Source organism: Paenibacillus sp. JJ-100, assembly GCF_948329825.1.
Lineage (GTDB): Bacteria > Bacillota > Bacilli > Paenibacillales > Paenibacillaceae > Paenibacillus.
Window position 1 is genome coordinate 1,181,908 of the sequence record NZ_CAOJCM010000002.1, and the last position, 20,459, is coordinate 1,202,366.

A 20,459-nucleotide genomic window follows, 5' to 3' on the forward strand; every position below is an offset into this window, starting at 1 on the left:
TTCCTCTACTTGCTAGCGAACGTCAATATGCCATATTGGGAAGTATTCTTCCAGCTATCATTCGTTAAGTCATTCCATTTCGCCGTGCTCTTGTTGTTATTCCCTTGATTATCATTAATTTGCAGCTCCAAGCCCATGACTCGGCCTTCTTTCGGCATGAGAGACTGTAGACTGATCTTAGCCTCCAGCTGATATCCCTTAGACGTTTTCTTCACAGCACTTTCCAGCCGTCCGGGTGAGGCACTGCCTGCGAACGTGCCCACGTTATCTGCACTGATCCGGAACTGGGCATCATCATATTGATAGAAAGGCGTACGCTGATGATTCTCATCCAGGAAGATCTCAATCGAGTCCTGATCCCATGGATCGGTGGCATCGGTTATAATCTGCGGGTCTGTGACATCAACGAATAAATATAGATCCTGACCAGACCACATCGCACGAGCTTCGGCGGTTGCTCCACCGCTCTGATTCAGCGGTGTAATCTGGAATGGAGCAGCCTTACTCCACTTCGCGTCTTTCTCTCCATCAATCGCAACGATTCCTTGGATTGCTGTGGCGGATTTAGGCATACTTGCAAGTTGAATGACACCATATTTGCTCGTGTCCTGATCTTGGGTTAATGTGCGGTCATTCCAATACAAGATCTGCTTCCCTTCTGCACCACTATTTCCATCATCCGTCACCCGAACATCTAAGCCGATTTCTCGTGCAAGAATGCCTGGTGCATCTGACAACGGTATAGATAATTCTACCTGATATCCGTCCGGGGCTTCACGAACGCGATACGTATTTGGTTTAGCTCCTGTTCCTTTGCCGTCACGGCTTATCGTGATATGTCGGTCATCCGCCTCGTAGACGGGGGTCTTCCCATTGTTCGCATCAACGAACAGTTCCACCTTGTCACTCGAATGTTTAGTCGTATCCTTTACATCAACCAGAACATATAGATTGTTGGTATCCCACAACGTGCGGAACGCCGCTGTGTCTGAGCTTCCTTTTAACGCTGTCGAAACAGCCTTGTTCCAGAGAGGATCTTGTTTGGCTGCCTTTGTATTTGGTGTACCAGACAGCGTAACTGCCCGATTCGTCATAACAGGCAGCTTGGATTCATCTGCTAACCCCCAATAGGCCGGTTTGGATTGCAGTGAAGCATCGAACAAAAACGCCTGATTGTTATACGACTTCTCATCCTGCAGACCCCATAAGGTCACCGATGAAATAACGTCACTATATTTCTGGTACAGATCAAATAGCTCTTTATAACGATAGGCCTGCTTCACGGCAACATCCTGAGGCAATTTCTCCCCAAAAGGAATGCCGCTGTCTACATCCAGTTCGGTAATCTGGATATCCAGTCCAAGGCCAGCAAACAGATTGATGGTATTCTCAATCTCATCAATAGGCGGAGATTCGAGATTATAGTGGGATTGCAGCCCCACACCATCAATTAACCCTTTGTCCTTCAACCTTTTCACCAGTTGATACATATGCTCCCTTTTCTCAGGGATTTCGGTGAAATACTCGTTGTAATATAACTTTGCATCCGGATCAGCTGCCCGGGCAAACTCATAGGTTTTCTCGATATAATCCGGACCGATCAGTTCATAGAATGGGCTTTTGCGCAATCCGTTCGCATCTCCGTTACTATCTGCAATCGCTTCATTCACAACGTCCCAGGCATAGATTTTGCCCTTATATCGTTTCATGACGGTATCAACGTAGTTCTGAATTCGGCTAAGCAGGAGTTCCCTGCTGGCAGGATTACCTTGGTCGTCCTTGAACATCCACTCCGCTGCATCAATATGCCAGAGCAAGGCATGTCCACGTAGACCCATCTGATGTTTCTGTGCAAATTCCACATATTCATCCGAAGCTTTGAAATCATACACACCGTTAGCAGGGGATACAAACTTCGGTTTCATCTCATACGTTGCCGTCAGGCTGTTAAAATGTTTGGTTAACAATTGGCCATAGGCCCCTTCAAGTTGCCAGCGATATACAGCGGCTCCAATGGGGAATTCGCTCTGATACAAATCCTGCAAGGAAGGAATATCCGTCTCGATAGCCAGCTCCCCTGCCTCCTCAATCGTCACATCATCCACGTAAAATGATAAGGTATCCACCGTATCGTCGGAGACATAAGGCGTTTCAATAAACAAATTCAACGCTTCTGGATTATCGCTGTATTGGAATGTCGCGGTGATCTTATGCCATTGCTGCCAATCATCTTTGGGAATCGTAACCTTGTCCAGCATGTTCCAGCTCTCAGCCCCATTTTTCTTGTAAGCTGTTAGCTGAATCGTCTGATCTGTCGCAGGCTTCTCCGTAAGTTTGACGTACACCGAGATGTTATACGTTGTGTTCTGCTTCAATAGGCCCTTCATCGGCAGCATCGGTCCATGAAAAGAGCGTTCCCGATTGGTGACCAGCATGCTGTATGTACCTTGATGCGCTGCCTGCTGTGATACCGTCAGCTTCTCGCTGCCTATACGAGGCAACCAGCCTTGAAGGGTGCCATCCTCAAAGTCAGCGTTCAGTGGATTCCCATTCTGTTTGACGGTTGCGATCGATCCCGAACCCGGGTTGCTTGTCTGCTCCGTTAGCTGTTCTTGTGCAAATACAGGCTGCTGGACAGGCAGCATACCTATCACAAGCGTGGCTGCCAGCACCGTTGAACTCCATTTTTTGAACGTCTTCATTTCATGCCTCCTCTCATAGTACTTGTATTATACACTTTAAAATAACGCTTACATATATATTTATGTTAAATTTTTCAATTTAAACAGAAGAACCGTTTTTAACTGACACGCCTACGACTTAGTAAACTCTGTAATAGACCCAACTCATTATCCAGTGTATTCTTTCTCGCATTCCCTTCTACATTTTATGGTGTGTCTATGTTCATTCAACTTTATGCTTATCGTATAATGAACATAATCTTAGTTCACAGGACACAACAAAGGAGAGATTCATCTATGTTAGTCAAACTAAACTGGATCACGTTGAGGGTCAGCAATCTGGAAGCCTCGCTGGATTTCTACCACAATAGGCTTGGACTTCCAATTCAGCGCAGATTCGAAAGTCGTGGACGGCAGATCGCTATGTTGGGCATGGAAAATGAAACGCAGCTGGAGTTGATTGAGGGTAGTGAATCTATTCTTAAACGCGAGGCTGGCGTATCAATCGGCTATGAGGTGAACTCACTCGAGGAGGCAATGGATAGGTTGTCAGCATTGAATATTCCGATTGTTCGCGGGCCCATCCAGCCTAATCCTCATCTGCGTTTCATTTATATCGCCGACCCGGATGGATTCGAGGTGCAACTCGCAGAACATGCATAATTAGGCAAGTGTACATAAGGTGCACGCATTACGATTAAGTTAAGTGTGCATGTGACGCAGCATACACCTGAGCGCACAACCTCACATAGTGAGGTTCAGTGAGGCCCAGTAAGCTTTAATTCTTTTTACAGTTTCATTCGGCGCATCAGCGGCACGCCAACGCGATTCAACAACCGATCGAGCAGAGACCAACACCAGCGTCTGCCTCGGGGAAGATGGCGCACATACACAGCGGAATACTCGAAATCCGCCACAGCACCGCGATTGCGCTTGAACTGCGCAGCGCCGGCACTCTCATGCAACAGATGGCCTTTATCACGCGCCTGTCCGATCAGACAAGCTGACAGCATGCGGTATAGTCCGACAGACTGGGGCACTGCTGTATCATAACCGAATAAAGGCGTTGTCATGACTCCATTCCTACAGAAATAACCCATGATCGCGTCCAACTGCCCCTCCTTCCGCAGCCCATACAGCCGGAGTGTTCCCGTGGCCATCGCAGTGGTAATCATGCGCTCGCTGAATTGCGGATTATGATAGGAGTATTTCTCGAGATATAGCAATCTGTAGAGTTCTGCAATCCGCGGGATGTCGGCCATCGTCATATCCGCTTCGGATACGAAATCATAACCGTGCTTGGCGAGTAATTGATAATCCCGCTTCAGCAACCAGCGCGACTTCGCATTGCCAAAATTCGGATCACTCGCATGATATAGATAGATCTGCCGACTTGGGATCAGTCGGCACCCTGCATCCCTCAGCTTGTCGGTCAGGTCGAGATGAAGTCCGGGACACAAGGAGCGAAAGACGATGGCATGCTTAGGGTATCTCTCTTGTACCGCTATAAGCAGCTTAACCGCCTGCTCGCCGGACATGGCAGGATAGAGATTCGTGGACAACATCCAGTTATTCACATTCACAACCTTATTGATCCGGGATTGTCTCATTCCCCAACCTAACAGACTAAGGAGCACAGAAAGGCCTTTTTCCAACACCGGCTTCTGTAACATGTTCAATTCCTGCTTGGCATAACTCACATAATGCGTATACGGTGAACATACGTAAGCATTGTCATACTCTGCTTCATTTACTGTCAGCGGGATAACGAGATCGTCCAGCCGAGCGAGCAGCAAAGTAGTTTCCACATTGGATATATAGCTCTGAGTCCCATTCAGCATCATAGGTTCCAAATACAATCTTGCATATCTGCCGTCCTCCGTATCGGGCCAATCCATTTCGTTGATCGAATTCTGATCATATAGATGAACGCGTCCAGCACGATTACGACTCCGTTCCTCAACTGTCAGGTTGCGGCAGTCAGTTCTGTCTTCCCTTACAATGTTCTTCACCTTGTGTCTCCCCATGAGGTAACATAATCTCTTTAACTACCAAGTCGAAACTACCTTCTCTTCGATAATTGCTCTGCAAGCTGCCGATAAGCAGGTCCGTCTTCTCTCTCGGTGATTTCATCTTCATCCATCTCCAGCCAGTATTCCGCATCTAACAGTTCTGCCATGTCCAGCCGCGTAATCTCTGCACATTTGGTATGTTCACATACAGCGATCATGGGCTCCGGACTGTCGTCCCAGTTGTATTCGTTCACGATGGCATGCAGGAGTACAGCTGAGTCCAGTTCACGTATTTTGGCAGCTGCCTTGTCTGATGATTCCTCGTATATTATCCCATCTACAACGGTTTGCTCCGCCTGAGTCAGCTTGAGTCTGACAGCACCTTTGGTGTCCAACAGCATATCAGCTATCTCGGGATTACGTCTCGCAAGGTTCCATGCACTGGCTTGAATTCCAAGAGGATCGTCTAGTTTGACTCCGTGTTCAATCAACAGTTGAATAGCTTCAACCTGCTTGAACTTCACGGCTTTTTTCAGTGCGGTATCTCCAAGCTTGTCCTTCAGTTCCAGGTCCGGCTCGGATTCCAGTAGACACCGGATAGCTTCAATAGGCATACGATTTGTCAAAAAGAGCATAAGCGGTGTACGACCACGATCATCCTGTTCGTTAATATCCAGTACACCAATTGCTGCACTCACCTGTTCCACATCTTTGGACTTGCTAATCTCCACCCAGTTCATGTATCATTCTCCTCCATCCTTCAACCTCTAAACAACACTGTATAGGAAACAAATGCCTGTTTCAAGTTGCACCCCGGACGGCAAAAAAGCCCGTCCAGCACGATGAACACGTACAGACGGACTTCCAACTGCTTACTACTAAAGTTTATTCTCAATGGAGGAAGTCTGATGATCTGAGACCAAATCACTCAGGTCTACAATCAGTTGCTCCAGTTCGCCAAAGCTCTCTACCATCTGCTGTGTCAGGTTACGTTGCTCCTCCATGCTAGCCAGAATCTCTTCTGTAGCTGCACTGGATTGTTGTGTCACACTCGAAATCTCAGATACTTCGTTCACAACTCTTGTGGAAGATTCCTTCATCGTAGCCGAGCTGCTCTCGATATCTGTTGCCTGATTCAGCACGTGCTGAGAGTTGCTACTGATCGTACGAAACACTTCCTCCGCCGTATTCACACGATCCCTTCCTTGTTGTAGCGCCACGCGAATTCGCTCAAATCGATCCGTCAATGCCTGTGTCTGTCCTTTCAATCTGGACAAGATGGTTGAAATATCGCTGGCTGACTGACCCGAGTTCTCGGCTAGCTTGCGCACTTCCTCCGATACAACGGCGAATCCGCGTCCATGTTCACCTGCACGAGCCGCTTCAATGGCTGCATTGAGCGCGAGCAAGTTCGTCTGACTCGCAATATCCGATATGCTGTTAAGCATAAGCGTCATGGATTCACTTTCCTCGTTAAACTTCTGCATGTCACTTGAAGTTGTATCTATGGTCACATATAGTTCTTGCATTTGTACGTTCAGTTGGTCCATCTGTGTGCTTCCCGTTTCCGTACTCGTTGCCATACTTACGGATAATTCTTTCATCTGCTGGGAATACAACGCTACATCCTTGATATGCTGATTCGACATCGACAAGGACTCCGATATCTCAGCCACACTGGTCGCCTGGAACTCAACACCTCTAGCAACTTCACTGAATCCGAGCGTCACCTCATTGGTGATGGAGCCAGTCGCATCCACTTTTTGCTTCAATTGATCTGTATAACGAGACAAACCCGTAACTGATTCCTTAACACGTTCCAGCATGGTTTCCACTCTTTGTTTAGAGTGCTCGACCTCTTGGTGGCGTACTTCACTTTCTTGGAAAAGCTTTTGATTCAGTTGGGAGACCATCATCAAAATAACTCCCGTGAGAGCAAATAAACCCACATTGACAATATTGCTTACGACCGCATCGGAATCCAGGGTGTTGACCACAAATAACTGAAGAACACTGTGGAGTAGTAATACTGAAAAACCAACCACAAAAAACTTTTTATTAGGAAATAATAGGAGAATTGCAGCTATAACCAAACTTAACGTGAGATTAACCGTTCCCCAACCAACATAGACTCCACATGATGTAACTAACGCAGTAATTACCCATGGGATAACATGAATATACTTCATTTTCACATTAGCATATGTAATCCAAGCTACTAAAATCATAGATACCCCAGTGGAAAAAATTAACTTCGGAGTAATAAAGGACAGTCCCATACCAATGGCAACTATTACCCACATAATATTACTAATCAACTTGTTCCTTTTCAAAATAATTTCATCATACCGATCCATATGTTCCCGTCCTTTATATTGTTTAGATTTGAATTGCAGACCCTTTCTGTAGCTAGAATAGTACACATCAATTTCATAAATAAGGAAACAGCGCTGTCTAATGTATATCGGAATTGAGATTATATAAATTTATATGGTTTAAAAAATAATATGCAAGCATATTATTTTGAATACAAAAAACCTGTCTGATGCGCAACAGCGCATATAGACAGGCTTTTTGGGTCATTATGCAGAGTGAATTACAATCCCTTACTTTCCAAATACCAGTGTTGTATTGGATGAACCTGCATACTTGGTCACGAACTCACGTGCATAGCTTGCACTTTCAACTTGATAGCTATAATTCGAGCTTGGTCTCCAGTTCGTTTTAGGAGAAACCGGACTATTCAGTGCAGGAGTACTGCCGTTGTCGGTAAATTCACCTTTTCCTTTGTCATCCAGGATGCCGCCTTTTTCAGCCCCTGCCCCAAAGTAGTTATTTTCAGAATAAATTCGTGCCTTCTCACCAATGGTGATCGCTTGGTTGAAGTTATTAGCGTAATTGTTTTTGATGTGGAAGAAACCGTAGCGCATAAGCCCAGGACCACGCACATACAAGTTTTCAAAATAATTGTTAGACATCGTCACATGAGGCACACCGTTATAACTGCTATTACCATCATTCGGGTGTCCCAGAATAATGCCATATTTGTGATTCGCAAATTTGGAGTTGCTGATGGTGATATAGTCTGCACGGTCACCAATATACAAGAGCTTATCCAAATCACTGCCGCTAGAGCTGTAGTTGTGACCGGAGAATGTTACATGATCAATCCAGTAGTTAGAGCCAGAAGTAATGTATATCTGGATATCATCGTTGGCGTTAATATTCGCTGAATGATTGAACGTCAGATTCTGAAAGATCACATTGCTTGATCCCGAAGTCGATCTGAAGTGAATATTCGTTAAGGTATGTCTGTCAAAAGAACCAACCAATGTTTTATTGGAACCGAATTCAACTTTTTGCAAGCTGGAGGATGAGATATTCTGTTCAACCACAATGATCTTGGCTGTAGAGCCCGCCATATGTGTTCTCAGATCATTCAGATTACTGACGTAGACAACCTGACCATTCTTGCCACCTGTCGTGGCTGACTTGGATACACCATTCTCATTCTTGGCATTGCCTGCAAAACCGGTCAGCCCGTTCGTACCCGTATTAGGAAAGCTGGCCGCACCGGATGTAACAGGCGCCGCAGAGATCGTTATAAGCATTAACACGAATGAGAGCAAAAGCATTGAACGTTTCTTCAAATAATCACCATCCTTTGTAATTTAACCCTTTAAACAACTCGATTATAGCTTGTAACCATTACTGTGACAATGATTTCATTGCAAAAAGACAATAATATCTATTTTTTCGCAACAACAGTTCAGATATCTTTAAAATCCTTGCACAGCCCAACCGCATTCCTTGAGCTCATCCATCGCAACTGACACATTTCGGTTCGGGTTCAATCTCCGAATCAGATCAGCATCCACGGGTGCATGATTATATATTTCGGTCACAGCAGCCAACGACATCTCCTGCACATCGAAGTACCCCTCAGCCCAATCTATATATGCCTCCGGTGTTTCCTCTATATAGCCAAGCAGAAAATCGAGCCCGCCCTCGGCATCTGTTTCATCTTCCTCAGCTAGTGCATACTTCATCCAACTACCTGTCTTCCACTTCAAGTCATTCGCTTCTTGCCATATGCAGAAGGTAACATCCTCCCGATTCAATGTGTCCTCATGTTGACATAGAATGCTATGGAGTTCCTCAGGGATCCCCTCGTACATACCAGGATAAATATCACCGTCCTCACGAGCGTATGGACTGAGTGGGGATTCATGATCAAACCCTTTCATTAATGTGCCTGTTTTCGTAAACAGTACATGTAGGTGATCCCCCGCCCCATTATCCACACTTCCCCATGCTGTATCCGGCTGGAGCTTGTGGTAACGATGTACCCGAAGCCACTCTTCATCACACAGAATAATATCTAATACCGCCATCACTCGCATCCACTGGTGCAATCTGGGTGCTTCCATGATCGGCGTCCCGCTCCAATATTGCATCTTAATCCCTCCTGAACATGATTATACCAAGTCTCTGCTACACCTAAAATGTAACTCCCGAACCATCTCTGCCTTATCACTCTTCATTTCTGATTTACAATTGACGATATAACGATAACGGAGTTTTATGAATTTGATGGAGGAAGCTATGGTAGTCAATAAAAGGAAAGAACCTTTTCGTTATACTCTTAAGGAACCTATGCCATTTGAGATCTACATTCTAAGTATAAATGGAGTGCAGGGGTCGCCCAAGCCTATTCAAGCTGAACTGCTTGATATCAGCCGGTCGGGCTGTAAGCTAGCTTTTCCGCTGTCCCTGCCTATCGCTAATAATGATATACGCATTGGTCTCAACTTGAAACTGTTTGAAGACTTTTTATATATTGAAGGTACACTTCGTTGGGGTATGGAGCAAGACACGCTGTGGCATTACGGCGTCCAACTTGTAGTCGAAAAAGAACATCAGGATCGCCTATCCCGTGAGATGCGCATGCTTGCAGGACAAGGTAAAATTGTGGCCCAATAAACGGAGCAACAACACAAATAATATTACCGAACTTTAAAGCAATATCTGGATTGGATCATACCTGAGTCAAAATAGTAACACTTGAGTTTCATTTCTTAGAATAAGAACAGCACAATAGAAAACTTATATATGCTAATGAAAAAGCAGCGGTTTCCCTGGAGATCTCCAGAGATACCGCTGCCTTTTGTATTCTATTATACTTTGGCAGTAAATAACAGTTCTTGTTCTTTCACCGTTGTACGGCCAGCTGATGCAATGGATTCATATTGATGTATATTCGTGATAATCACCGGTGTGATGGTTGTATATCCGGCTTTTTCAATCTCTTCGCGATCAAATTCCATCAAGATATCACCTACATTAACTTTGGCTCCGGCCTGAACTTTTGGCGAAAAGAACTGACCTTTCAGCTTCACCGTATCAATCCCGATGTGAATCAGCATCTCAGCTCCGGTATCACTGACTAGACCAATGGCATGTCCGCTCTTGGAGAGGGAGAATACCGTACCGTTGATCGGAGATACAACACGACCTTCCGTCGGTTGGATGGCAAAGCCTTTCCCCATAATCTCTTCAGAGAACGCCGGGTCAGGTACTTCGCTAAGCGGTCTAACTTCACCCGTGATCGGGCTAAATATTTGCTCATCTTGTAATTGTGTTTCTTCGACTACAGGAGAGGCAGTTGTTGCTGCCGGTGCCGCAGACTCAGATGCCGTTGCAGCAGGCTGAGATTCATTTTCCTCTTTGAACCCAAGGATGTACGTAATTCCTGCGGCTGCCACTAGTGCGACTAAAGCGCCGACAATGGCATAGATAAGTGTGCTCACCTGTGGGCTGATGTAGGCAGCAACGCTCGGTAAACCTACGAGACCTACAGGAACAAAAGCTTTTGCTTGAAAAATACCCATAAATGCGCCGCCCGCCGCTCCACCGATCAGAGCTGCAACAAACGGCTTTTTGAATTTCATGTTGATACCATACATAGCTGGTTCAGTGATCCCCATAAAGGCGGTAAGACTTGTTGAATAACCAAGAGACTTCGTTTGAGCATGTTTTGATTTCAGTGCGACACCCAGAGCACTACCTGCTTGTGCCCAGTTCGCTGCAAACATCAAAGGAATAATATAGTCATAACCCAGCACTGCAATTGAACCAAAAATGATAGGTATGAGTGCATAATGCATACCTGTAATGATCAACAGTGACATTGTACCACCAATCAAAATACTTGCTAAAATAGATACATTGTCAAACAACCATGCAATACCGTCAGCCATTCCATTACCAATAATTGAACCCAGAGGTCCAACCGTCATCAAAGTCAGAGGAACCATAATTAACAGCGTGACCGTTGGCACGACTAAGAGTTTAAGTGAAGCATGTGTGACACGATCAATCGCTTTCTCAACATAGGAAGCAATCCAGATGGCTAGAATGATCGGAATAACGCTAGAAGCATACTTAGCTGCAATTACCGGAATACCAGCAAATGAGGTGTTGCCCAGTTCCAGTAGAGCTGTAATATCCGGGTGCATAATCCCAGCTGCAAGTGCTGCAGCGATAAACGTATTACTGCCCAGTTTACGCGATGCACTGATTGCCAGAATAATCGGCAGGAAGTAGAATGCACCATCACCAATAGCCGACAAAATAATATACGTTGAGTTACTTTCAGACAACCAGCCAAGTGCCACAAGGATCGCCACGATCCCTTTGATCATACCTGCACCCGTAATGGCTGGCAGAATCGGCGTAAATATTCCGGATATAAAGTCAAATAACGCACTTATTGGATTTCTCTTTTTCTTTTCTCCCGTTGAAGCACCTGTTGATGATTGATCGGCATTGGGCGATTTGGACATGTTACCCACAAGTGCATTGTATACCACAGGCACGTCGTTACCGATGATCACTTGGAACTGCCCACCATTTTCCATGACCCCCATAACACCCGGTGTATTTTTCAGTGTGGTTTTGTCTGCTTTCTTGTTGTCATTCAAATTAAATCGTAGTCGTGTCATACAGTGGGTGACTTGATCAATATTCTCTTCACCGCCGACTAACTTCAGAATATCTTTGGACAATTGCTGTTTATCCATTATGTTTTTCTCCTTTTATGTGTATTGAAGATAAAAAAAACCTAAACACTGAGTAATGACCTCGCATAAGAGCTTATCATTCTTCAACGTTTAGGTTTTGCCTTTGTAATGCAGTAACAATCCCTTAACTATTCAATTCGGTTGTTCATTTCGAACGACACGCTCAATATGAATGGTGAGATACAAAACCTCTTCCTTGGACAAGACCCGATTATATATTTTACGTGTATACTCGTTGATCTTGACAGCACACGCATGTGCTTCCGGATATTGTTTGCTCACCAGATCATGAAGCGGGTTATCCTCTTCTTTGTCCTCAATCGCCGTGCCTTGCAAGACACGCTGTGCAAAGAACTTCAGATGGGTTAAAAATCGATAATAGCTTAGTGAATCTTCATCGAGCTCAATCACAAAGCTGCGTCGAACAATGTTTAGAATATCCTTTACGATATTCGTAATACTAACTGTCTCTCTCATCTCACCATTCATCTGGGCGTTAACCAGATGCATAGCGATGAATGCGCATTCGTCCTCAGGAAGCAAAACACCCAGTGTTTCTTCGATAATCTGCAGTGCCTTGACTCCGATCGCATATTCCTTCCGGTACATGCGTTTGATCTCCCAAAACAGTGCATTACGAATCTGTAATCCTTGACGATGCCGGTCAATGGCAAAATGAATATGATCGGTCAGTGAAATGTAGATGCTCTCATGAAGCCTCTCACCCAATACCGTTTCGGCGTAACGGATAATTTCATCCGAACACTCGACATATTCAACCGGAATATCCGACAGAAGTGTCTTTAACTTCTGGGATACTTCCTTGCTTTCGAGCGAAAATATTTTTTCGACGAGACTCTCGTCGATGGTTTCACCTGTATGTTTTTTGAAGGCAATTCCACGCCCCATAACGACCAGTTCGTTACCTCCCGGATCAATTACAGTGACTACATTGTTGTTCAGTACCTTCTCAATTTTCATTTCTTCACATCACCTTGCACCGTCAAAGTAGTAAAAGGCAAAACCAAAACAGGTCAAATAACATGCCTGCGTCTGGTTTTGCCTGATTGAACAGTAACAATCCAGTATTCATAGCCTTGGGCCTATCTTACCATATTAGATCACATGTTACAACGTTTATCTGAAAGCGGTTTATGTGCATAAAGGTGATATACAGGCCACCATACTACAAAGGACTTTAGAATTAGGATTTTGCGTTATTATCTACGAGACTTCCGCCATTTGTACTAATTACCTCTTTGTACCAGTGGAACGATTTCTTTTTATACCGCTCCAGTGTACCCGACCCATCGTTATTGCGGTCTACATAGATAAAACCATAACGCTTTTTCATCTCCGCTGTAGAAGCACTTACCAGATCAATACAACCCCAAGACGTATAACCCATGACTTCGACACCGTCCTCAAGAGCTTCTCCAACTTGTACCAGGTGGTCGTTTAAATACTGAATACGGTAATCGTCGTTGACTGTTTTATTGCCGTTTTCGTCTGTAATTAATTCATCAACCGCACCCAGACCATTTTCGACAATAAACAACGGTTTCTGATAACGGTCCCAGTATTTGTTGAGGGTTACACGCAATCCCTGTGGATCAATCTGCCAACCCCATTCGCTTGCTTTCAAGTACGGATTTGGTACTCCTGCAAACAGGTTTCCTTTGCCTTCTTTACGTTTCGCTGGATCAGCCGTCTCACAGAGACTCACATAATAGCTGAACGAGATGAAATCCACGGTGTGTTTAAGAATTTCTTCATCTCCATCTTCAAACTTGATGTTGATATTATTGGCCTTGAAATAACGATCCATATATTTCGGATAGTAGCCGCGTGCATGAATATCTGCAAATAGATCATTGCGCTGTTCCGCATGCATAGCCGCAACCACATCGTCCGGATTCGGAGTAAGCGGATATGTCGGCATACTCAGAACCATGCATCCAATTTGGGCTCCAGGCATAATCTCATGACCGAGTTTTACCGCAAGCGCACTTGCTACCAATTCATGATGGATCGCTTGATACAGATCCTGCTTGGAGAGCTCTTCTTTTGGCGTATAAATGCCCCCGCTCATGAAAGGCTGTTCCAAAATGGAGTTGATTTCATTAAACGTCAGCCAGTACTTCACTTTTCCTTTGAAACGGTTGAACAGAACTGTAACATAACGCTCGTAGAACTCAATCATTTTACGATTAACCCAGCCATTATAAGTCTTGGACAGATGAAGCGGTGTCTCATAGTGAGAGATCGTTACAAGCGGCTCAATACCGTATTTAAGGCATTCATCGAAAAGATCATCATAAAACTGCAGACCTTTCTCGTTCGGCTCCAATTCATCTCCTTTTGGGAAAATACGAGACCAGGCTATGGATGTACGGAACACTTTAAATCCCATCTCAGCAAACAGCTTGACATCTTCTTTGTACCGGTTGTAAAAATCAATACCGATCAATTTCAGGTTATCTTCGGTTGGTCCTTCTGTTCTTGGTGTTGTTATACCGTTCGGCATTACGTCCTGCACAGACAATCCTTTGCCATCTACATTATAAGCTCCCTCTAGCTGGTTAGCTGCTACTGCGCCGCCCCACAGAAAATCTTTTGGAAATGGTGTTGTCATATCGATCCATCCTCTCATCATTCTTCATTTTAATTTTCACAAGTTTAACTAACGTTCTACTTTAGTTGCTTCAACTGGTCTATGATCTGTTCAAGTTGTGCACCCGTCACCGAATGATTCGGATTAAATTGTCCTTTAATTACACCCGTTAGTACACCTGCACGAACGCTGTTCTGAACCGCAGTATATGCCCAGTGTTTGCTGTTGATATCGTCAAACACAATGGCTGCTGAGTCATCATCAGGCACCCAAGCTTTACTAGATAGGATATGGTCTACAATGACTGCCATCTGCGCACGTGTTACTTCGTTCTCTGGAGCGAACGTTTCGTTACCGATCCCTTTCATCAGTCCGGCCTTAGTGACTTTCGTAATGGCTTTAACAGCCCATTCGGGAGCATCATCTGCATAAGGATAATCTTCCGTTCCTTCCGGAAGTTGCAGAGCATCAGCCAGAACCACTGCGATCTGGGCGCGGGTTACCGGTTCAGAGGGCTGTACACCATCATCTGATGAACCTTGATCCTGATCTCCAGTCTTTCCTTTGTGAAGATTGAAGAGACTTGCGATAACCTCTTTATTGTTAAAAGCAGGTACCCACGACCAATGTTTTAACCCTCCGTAGAAACGGTGGCTATCCATAAATGCATCATCATATAACTCCAAATGCACCTGTTTAGCTCCCATTTCAGTCAAGGCCTGGTACGCAAGTGAGCTAGTACGACTGTCTGTAGTTGGATCATTCTCGGCATGCATAATCCAGATGGGCACATCTACAATGCCCTTCAGCTCTTGTTTGAATGCATCAACCGAACCTGTATAATCCGCGATGGTATCCTTGGCAGCTACGATGATAGCTCCTGCGAACAGGTCAGGATACTGTGTTAGAAAACGGAACGCCCCGCCGCCACCGCTGGATACACCCGACAGATAGATCCGGTCAGGATCTACTTCCCCTTCGGCAACAAGCTTTTGGATCAATTCATACTGAGCTTTAAAATAAGCTTCCATAATAGGCAATTGCTCTGCGTTATCATATATTTTGAAGCTGTAATTCTCAGGATACTGAACCGCCAGTACAGAAGTATCATATCCCGATTCAGTCCATACAACCGCACCACGATTGGCGGTCAGATGATTGCGTCCGTCAGTTCCAACCTCACCACCTCCGTGAAGCCAGACCATGAGCGGCTTCGCTTCTTTTGACGGACTGCGTTTCAGGTTATAGGACAACGTCACTCCGTTGCTGGCTGTGAAGCTCGCGTGCTCAAATTCATCCACGGTTCGTGTCTTCACCTGGTCGATATTATTTTGATCAAAGGAGAGCTCAGGATACGTTTTGTTTGTTACAGCAAACTCTGACTTGAGTCCTCCAGGGTATTTAAAAGGTTTTACAGCCATGTGAATGGTGCGATCCTTAATGGTCAAAGTAATACCGTCATCTTCGTAATTGTTCTGTACGATTTCTCCAGCGGCATTCAAGGGATAGCCATCATAATTACCTGTAATTTCGAAGTCGCTTGCCTTCAAGTTTTTGTATTTTTCCACGTCTGTAACCGTAATATCGAAGGACTCAACCATCTCTCCCGGATCACCAACAAACGTGTTTGCCTGAATTTGTGTCACTTGTGCTTCTTCCGCCCTTGATATCCCTGGCCAAATTACACTTAGACTCATCGTTAATGCCAACATGCAGGAAACGTTTTTGATAGACTTGCTCCACCTTTTCACGAATGAACCCCTCCCCAGCATTGGATTATGTGACACCTAATTAAAAAGCGGACAAGCACCAACCAAAAGGACTGTATGAAGCGGAAGCTCATATCACTCTTTCAAGTCAGGTTTTGCCCGCTTATATACGGTAACAATCCTAAAGATTCATCATTGCTCTACTGCTTGTGTATGAATTCATCACTTTTATTTCATTAGAGTTGCTCTCCATTGCTGGCAATCACATTTTTGTACCATTCAAATGAATCTTTTTTGGAGCGTGCAAGCGTACCGTTGCCTTCATCATCGAGATCGACGTAGATAAAGCCATAACGTTTAGACATCTCCGATGTAGACATGCTCACAAGGTCAATTGGTCCCCATGCGGTGAAGCCGATCAGCTCAACACCATCCTTGATGGCCTCTTTCATCTGCTCAATGTGTTTCTTGAGGTAGTCCACGCGGTAAGAGTCATGAATCGAACCATCCTCTTCGACTTTGTCATATGCCCCAAGACCATTCTCTACGATGAAGAGTGGCTTCTGATAGCGATCCCAGAAGTTGTTCAAAGTGACGCGCAGACCAATCGGGTCGATCTCCCAGCCCCAGTCAGATGCTTCCAGATACGGGTTTTTCACGCCGCCAGTCAAGTTCCCTGCTGTCTCCGCTGTATCCGCAGAAGCCGATTTGGTCACGGACATGTAGTAACTGAACGAGATAAAATCAACCGTATTGTTCAGCAAAATTTCATCATCGCCTGCTTCTTTTTGAATGACGATGTTATTCTCATCAAAATAGCGAGCCATGTAGTTCGGGTATTTACCACGAGCATGCATGTCGGTGAAGAACAAGTTGATCTGATTCTCATGTTGAGCCAAGCGAACATCAACCGGGTTACATGTTGCCGGATATGTCTCCATACGAGCAAGCATACAGCCCACTTGGGAACCTGGAATAATCTCATGTGCAAGCTTAGTCACCAGAGCACTTGCTACAAATTGATGATGCAATGCTTGATAAGTCGTTTGTAGCTTGTTATCTACTTTGTCAATCAGAATGCCACCGCCGGTGTACGGACTGAACAGCATCACGTTAATTTCATTGAACGTCAGCCAGTATTTCACTTTGTTTTTGTAACGATTAAATACGGTTTCTGCGTAACGTACAAAATGTCCAACCACTTCACGGCTGGCCCAGCCATTGTATTTTTGCGTCAAACCAAGCGGCGTCTCATAGTGAGACAGCGTAACGAGCGGTTCAATGCCGTATTTATGCAATTCATCAAATACTTCATCATAAAATTTCAGACCTGCTTCGTTCGGCTCTTGATCATAACCATTCGGGAAAATTCGCGCCCAGTGAATGGACAAACGAAATACCTTGAAGCCCATTTCAGCGAACAGTGCAATATCTTCTCTGAAGCGATGGTAGAAATCAATACCGAATCGTTTCGGGAAACGTTCTTCAATTTTGCCAGAGAGAATCTCTTCAATTCGGGAAGAGGAAATTTCCATGGCATGTCCGCCTGTACGCTTCTCTTTTGGCACATGAGCGATCATGTCCGCCGTAGAAAGACCTTTGCCGTCTGCATCGAATGCGCCTTCCAGTTGGTTCGCAGCGGTAGCGCCGCCCCACAAAAAGTTTTCAGGGAATCCTTTTTTTGCCGTGGTCATCATAACAACCTCTTTTCGAAATTATTTTTGGTTTTCCATTCGCAAGAGCAGCTCCAAAACATAGCAGAAAACAAGAAAAACCTAAACTCAGGGTAAAATGGCACCAGAAAAAAGGGCCTTCATTTCACCATCAGTTTAGGTTTTGCCTGTCTGCACAGTTACAATCCATCAAAAGATGTCATAACGTATTCTGTTGTTCTGCTCTTGTGATGTAAGCGTAACACATTTGTTTTGTAAAATCAAATCTATTAAAGTCGCTCGGCTTCACATCCATTCAAACCTCGTCTAACAACTAAGGATTAACTAACGTGGCATTTGCATAATGGCTGCCCTTAACCCATTGGTTCCTTCCTCCGTGTTCAGGTAACTTGCAGGACTTTGGTCCCCCAGAGCTGGAACTTTCATATCCACCCACTTTAGCGCATATTCTTGCATTTCACATAATAACACGCGGCTTATATCGTCTGGAATTCCTTTTAATCGTGCGCGTTTCTTCCATTCATCTGGCACCTGAGTATACCACTCGTCAAACAGTTGCACGAAAGAATCCCAACTCTCTTGATGAAATGCCGATGAATAAGTACCTTTCATACTCATGTAATATTCTCCTCCCTAATAAGTCCTGTAACTCCTGAGTTCTATCTCGCATAATTCAGCCTTAAGCCGCTTGCAGCCGATGTTGTAACTAGTAGACTTAATTTTAAATGATTTTCTGGGATATGAACAACCAAGGAGGAACACCACATGAATCAAGAAGAAAATACGTCCGGCTGGGATGCCATCGACCAAGCCATGCATCAATTATACGGCGAACAAGAACATAAACACTACGGTACAGCAATTCCATATATTCTTGGTGGACCAGACCCATTGAACGGCATCAGCGCCTACGCTGTGAATGAGCCGACGCCCCACTGGCATTTCGTTACGTACGGTTTCTCAGAGCTCTACGACAAAGAATCGGATGATGCATCCAGAAGTGGGTATGGTTTTGAGCTTACATTTCGCCTTACACGCTGCGAAAATGAATCAGAACCCCCAGCATGGGCTCTCAATCTGTTGCAAAACATGGGTCGATATGTTTTCAACAGCGGCAATCTGTTTCAGCCTGGAGACTATCTGGATGCGAACGGTCCAATATGTCTGAACTCGGATACACTGCTGACAGCGCTCGCTTTCATCAAAGATCCAGATCTCCCACAGCTCGACACGCCTAACGGTTCGGTCCAGTTCATTCAAATGGTCGGCATAACCTACAGAGAATTGGAAATGATTCAGAGCTGGAATACTCGCAGTTTTCTGGCCACCTGTGAAAGCTACATGCCCAAATATGTAACGGATCTCATGAGAAATTCATATGCAGATATCCCTGCTGTCATCCAGGCAACGGAGCGCGGCATTGAGGTCGATGGTTCAAGCACGGCCTTCTTATTCATACAACAACTGAGCTGGGAGTCCCCACGTAAAAAAATGCTAATGAAGAACATTCCTGCGAAGCTACAGATCGGGGCAAAGCAAGTAACACTTCTGAGCAGCATTCTCCGAAGTCGTATTGCCAAAAACGCCACCTTGTCTCTGATTGGGCCGGACATCAATATCGTCTTTGAAGCAGGTGAACTGCCTTCACTCGTAGAAACGGACCAGGAAGTCAGATTAATTGTGAATCAAGAAACCGTTGACGAAATAACTGGACAACTTCGTCCTCAGGCCGGTTCCTTTGAGGTTGCTTCTCTGGACAAGCTTCGTATCGAGATTGTACCCACACAGATTACAGATCAAGAAGGTAACGTTATCAAAACGATTGGATAAACCATGTGGTATAGCAAGGAGGAATGACATGTCTGCACATCCATCCGTCTCACGGCAGTATGAATACGGTGCGGGAGTTCTCGCTAGCTCCCCCGCTCCCTTTCACTATGTAGCTCAGACCGGAATAGATCGCTTATTCAAAATTAACCATTTTCTAATACAGGCATTCCGTCGCAGTATTTCAGATATCAAGGACAACCTGACAGGCAGCTATATGTTCATGCTAACAGATGTTAATGGAGTACTGATGTCTATGGATTACAGTCTTGATCTGGAATCAATAGTGAAGGAATCCCCCATTCGTCCTGGGCTAAGTTTTACAGTTCAAAGCTGTGGTGTGAATGCAATCTCCAGAACGATGGAGGAGCATAAGCCTGTCTTTTTGCTTCCTGAACAGCATGAAAGTCCTTTTTTCCAAAGTTGGCACTGTTATGCCGTTCCCCTGTATATGGGCTCGCAACATTTTGGTTATCTTGATGTATCTACAATTAACGCGGATATGCAGCGTGAACTGATTGCAATTGCCAAGCTAATTCCCGCTTATATGCAGAACAGTTGTCAGGTCCAACAGGCAGCTAAGCTAGAGGAACAACCGCAAGTCGAATTCACGAATCGGCAGTTAACGATTCTAGAAATGATATCCCGTGGATATACGGTGAAGGCCATTGCATTGCAACTGAAGATCAAGGAATGTACGGTCAATCACCATAAAAAAGTCATTTTCAATAAATTAGGTGTGCAATCTAGTACAGAGGCTGTTTCAGTTGCTAGTCGATTGTCTTATTTATAGTGGACACCTATAGTATCCTATAGGTTGCGAAAGGGAACGCATGTGCTACAATTTAGTGCGTACATCAA

The 20,459-nt window shown here is 44.8% G+C and carries 16 protein-coding genes; 4 read left to right on the top strand and 12 right to left on the bottom strand.

From position 1 onward, the window contains the following. Positions 1-5: 5 nt before the first annotated feature. Entirely contained in the window at positions 6-2,702 is a 2,697-nt protein-coding gene (locus tag PQG66_RS12070) for an endo-1,4-beta-xylanase (RefSeq protein WP_272037910.1), read from the bottom strand. 276 nt (positions 2,703-2,978) lie between these two features. Between PQG66_RS12070 and PQG66_RS12075 the strand changes: the two genes are divergently transcribed. Further along, a complete protein-coding gene (locus tag PQG66_RS12075; protein ID WP_272037911.1) occupies positions 2,979-3,344 on the top strand; it encodes a VOC family protein in 366 nt (121 codons plus the stop codon). Positions 3,345-3,469: 125 nt separating this feature from the next. Here the strand turns inward: PQG66_RS12075 and PQG66_RS12080 are convergent, their stop codons facing one another. The 5 genes from PQG66_RS12080 to PQG66_RS12100 all read right to left on the bottom strand — a co-directional run bounded on the left by PQG66_RS12080 (position 3,470) and on the right by PQG66_RS12100 (position 9,150). Next, entirely contained in the window at positions 3,470-4,693 is a 1,224-nt protein-coding gene (locus PQG66_RS12080) for a GNAT family N-acetyltransferase (protein ID WP_272037912.1), read from the bottom strand. A gap of 50 nt (positions 4,694-4,743) precedes the next feature. After that, positions 4,744-5,433: a DUF4274 domain-containing protein gene (locus PQG66_RS12085; protein WP_272037913.1), complete on the bottom strand. Its 690-nt coding sequence runs from the start codon at positions 5,431-5,433 to the stop codon at positions 4,744-4,746. A gap of 138 nt (positions 5,434-5,571) precedes the next feature. After that, positions 5,572-6,996, bottom strand: a complete 1,425-nt coding sequence (locus PQG66_RS12090; RefSeq protein WP_272037914.1) for a methyl-accepting chemotaxis protein — start codon at positions 6,994-6,996, stop codon at positions 5,572-5,574. Between the two features lie 303 nt (positions 6,997-7,299). Beyond that, entirely contained in the window at positions 7,300-8,343 is a 1,044-nt protein-coding gene (locus tag PQG66_RS12095; protein WP_442955080.1) for a pectate lyase family protein, read from the bottom strand. A gap of 129 nt (positions 8,344-8,472) precedes the next feature. Continuing rightward, entirely contained in the window at positions 8,473-9,150 is a 678-nt protein-coding gene (locus PQG66_RS12100) for a hypothetical protein (protein ID WP_272037915.1), read from the bottom strand. 199 nt (positions 9,151-9,349) lie between these two features. On the opposite strand from PQG66_RS12100, the gene PQG66_RS12105 reads away from it, so the two are divergent. Continuing rightward, positions 9,350-9,676 (top strand): PilZ domain-containing protein, encoded by a 327-nt coding sequence (locus tag PQG66_RS12105; protein WP_272037916.1) that lies wholly within the window; start codon positions 9,350-9,352, stop codon positions 9,674-9,676. Positions 9,677-9,870: 194 nt separating this feature from the next. On the opposite strand, the gene PQG66_RS12110 is transcribed toward PQG66_RS12105, so the two are convergent. The 6 genes from PQG66_RS12110 to PQG66_RS12135 all read right to left on the bottom strand — a co-directional run bounded on the left by PQG66_RS12110 (position 9,871) and on the right by PQG66_RS12135 (position 18,389). Next, positions 9,871-11,775: a beta-glucoside-specific PTS transporter subunit IIABC gene (locus PQG66_RS12110; RefSeq protein WP_272037917.1), complete on the bottom strand. Its 1,905-nt coding sequence runs from the start codon at positions 11,773-11,775 to the stop codon at positions 9,871-9,873. Between the two features lie 132 nt (positions 11,776-11,907). Beyond that, entirely contained in the window at positions 11,908-12,756 is an 849-nt protein-coding gene (gene licT / locus PQG66_RS12115) for a BglG family transcription antiterminator LicT (RefSeq protein WP_272037918.1), read from the bottom strand. 223 nt (positions 12,757-12,979) lie between these two features. Then, complete coding sequence (locus tag PQG66_RS12120; protein WP_442955081.1) at positions 12,980-14,410, bottom strand: glycoside hydrolase family 1 protein; 1,431 nt, start codon at positions 14,408-14,410, stop codon at positions 12,980-12,982. Between the two features lie 56 nt (positions 14,411-14,466). Next, the gene (locus PQG66_RS12125; RefSeq protein WP_272037919.1) at positions 14,467-16,101 is read right to left on the bottom strand and encodes an S-layer homology domain-containing protein; all 1,635 of its coding nucleotides are present in this window, start codon (positions 16,099-16,101) and stop codon (positions 14,467-14,469) included. Positions 16,102-16,334: 233 nt separating this feature from the next. After that, positions 16,335-17,792: a glycoside hydrolase family 1 protein gene (locus PQG66_RS12130; RefSeq protein WP_272038153.1), complete on the bottom strand. Its 1,458-nt coding sequence runs from the start codon at positions 17,790-17,792 to the stop codon at positions 16,335-16,337. A 303-nt stretch (positions 17,793-18,095) separates the two neighbouring features. After that, entirely contained in the window at positions 18,096-18,389 is a 294-nt protein-coding gene (locus PQG66_RS12135) for an antitoxin Xre/MbcA/ParS toxin-binding domain-containing protein (protein ID WP_272037920.1), read from the bottom strand. A 147-nt stretch (positions 18,390-18,536) separates the two neighbouring features. Between PQG66_RS12135 and PQG66_RS12140 the strand changes: the two genes are divergently transcribed. Together PQG66_RS12140 and PQG66_RS12145 are read left to right on the top strand one after the other, a co-directional pair. Further along, positions 18,537-19,601 carry a suppressor of fused domain protein gene (locus PQG66_RS12140; protein WP_272037921.1) on the top strand — a complete coding sequence of 355 codons (1,065 nt, stop codon included), beginning with the start codon at positions 18,537-18,539 and terminating at the stop codon, positions 19,599-19,601. Positions 19,602-19,629: 28 nt separating this feature from the next. After that, on the top strand, positions 19,630-20,391 hold the full coding sequence (locus PQG66_RS12145) for a LuxR C-terminal-related transcriptional regulator (protein WP_272037922.1): 762 nt from the start codon (positions 19,630-19,632) through the stop codon (positions 20,389-20,391). Positions 20,392-20,459 lie beyond the last annotated feature (68 nt).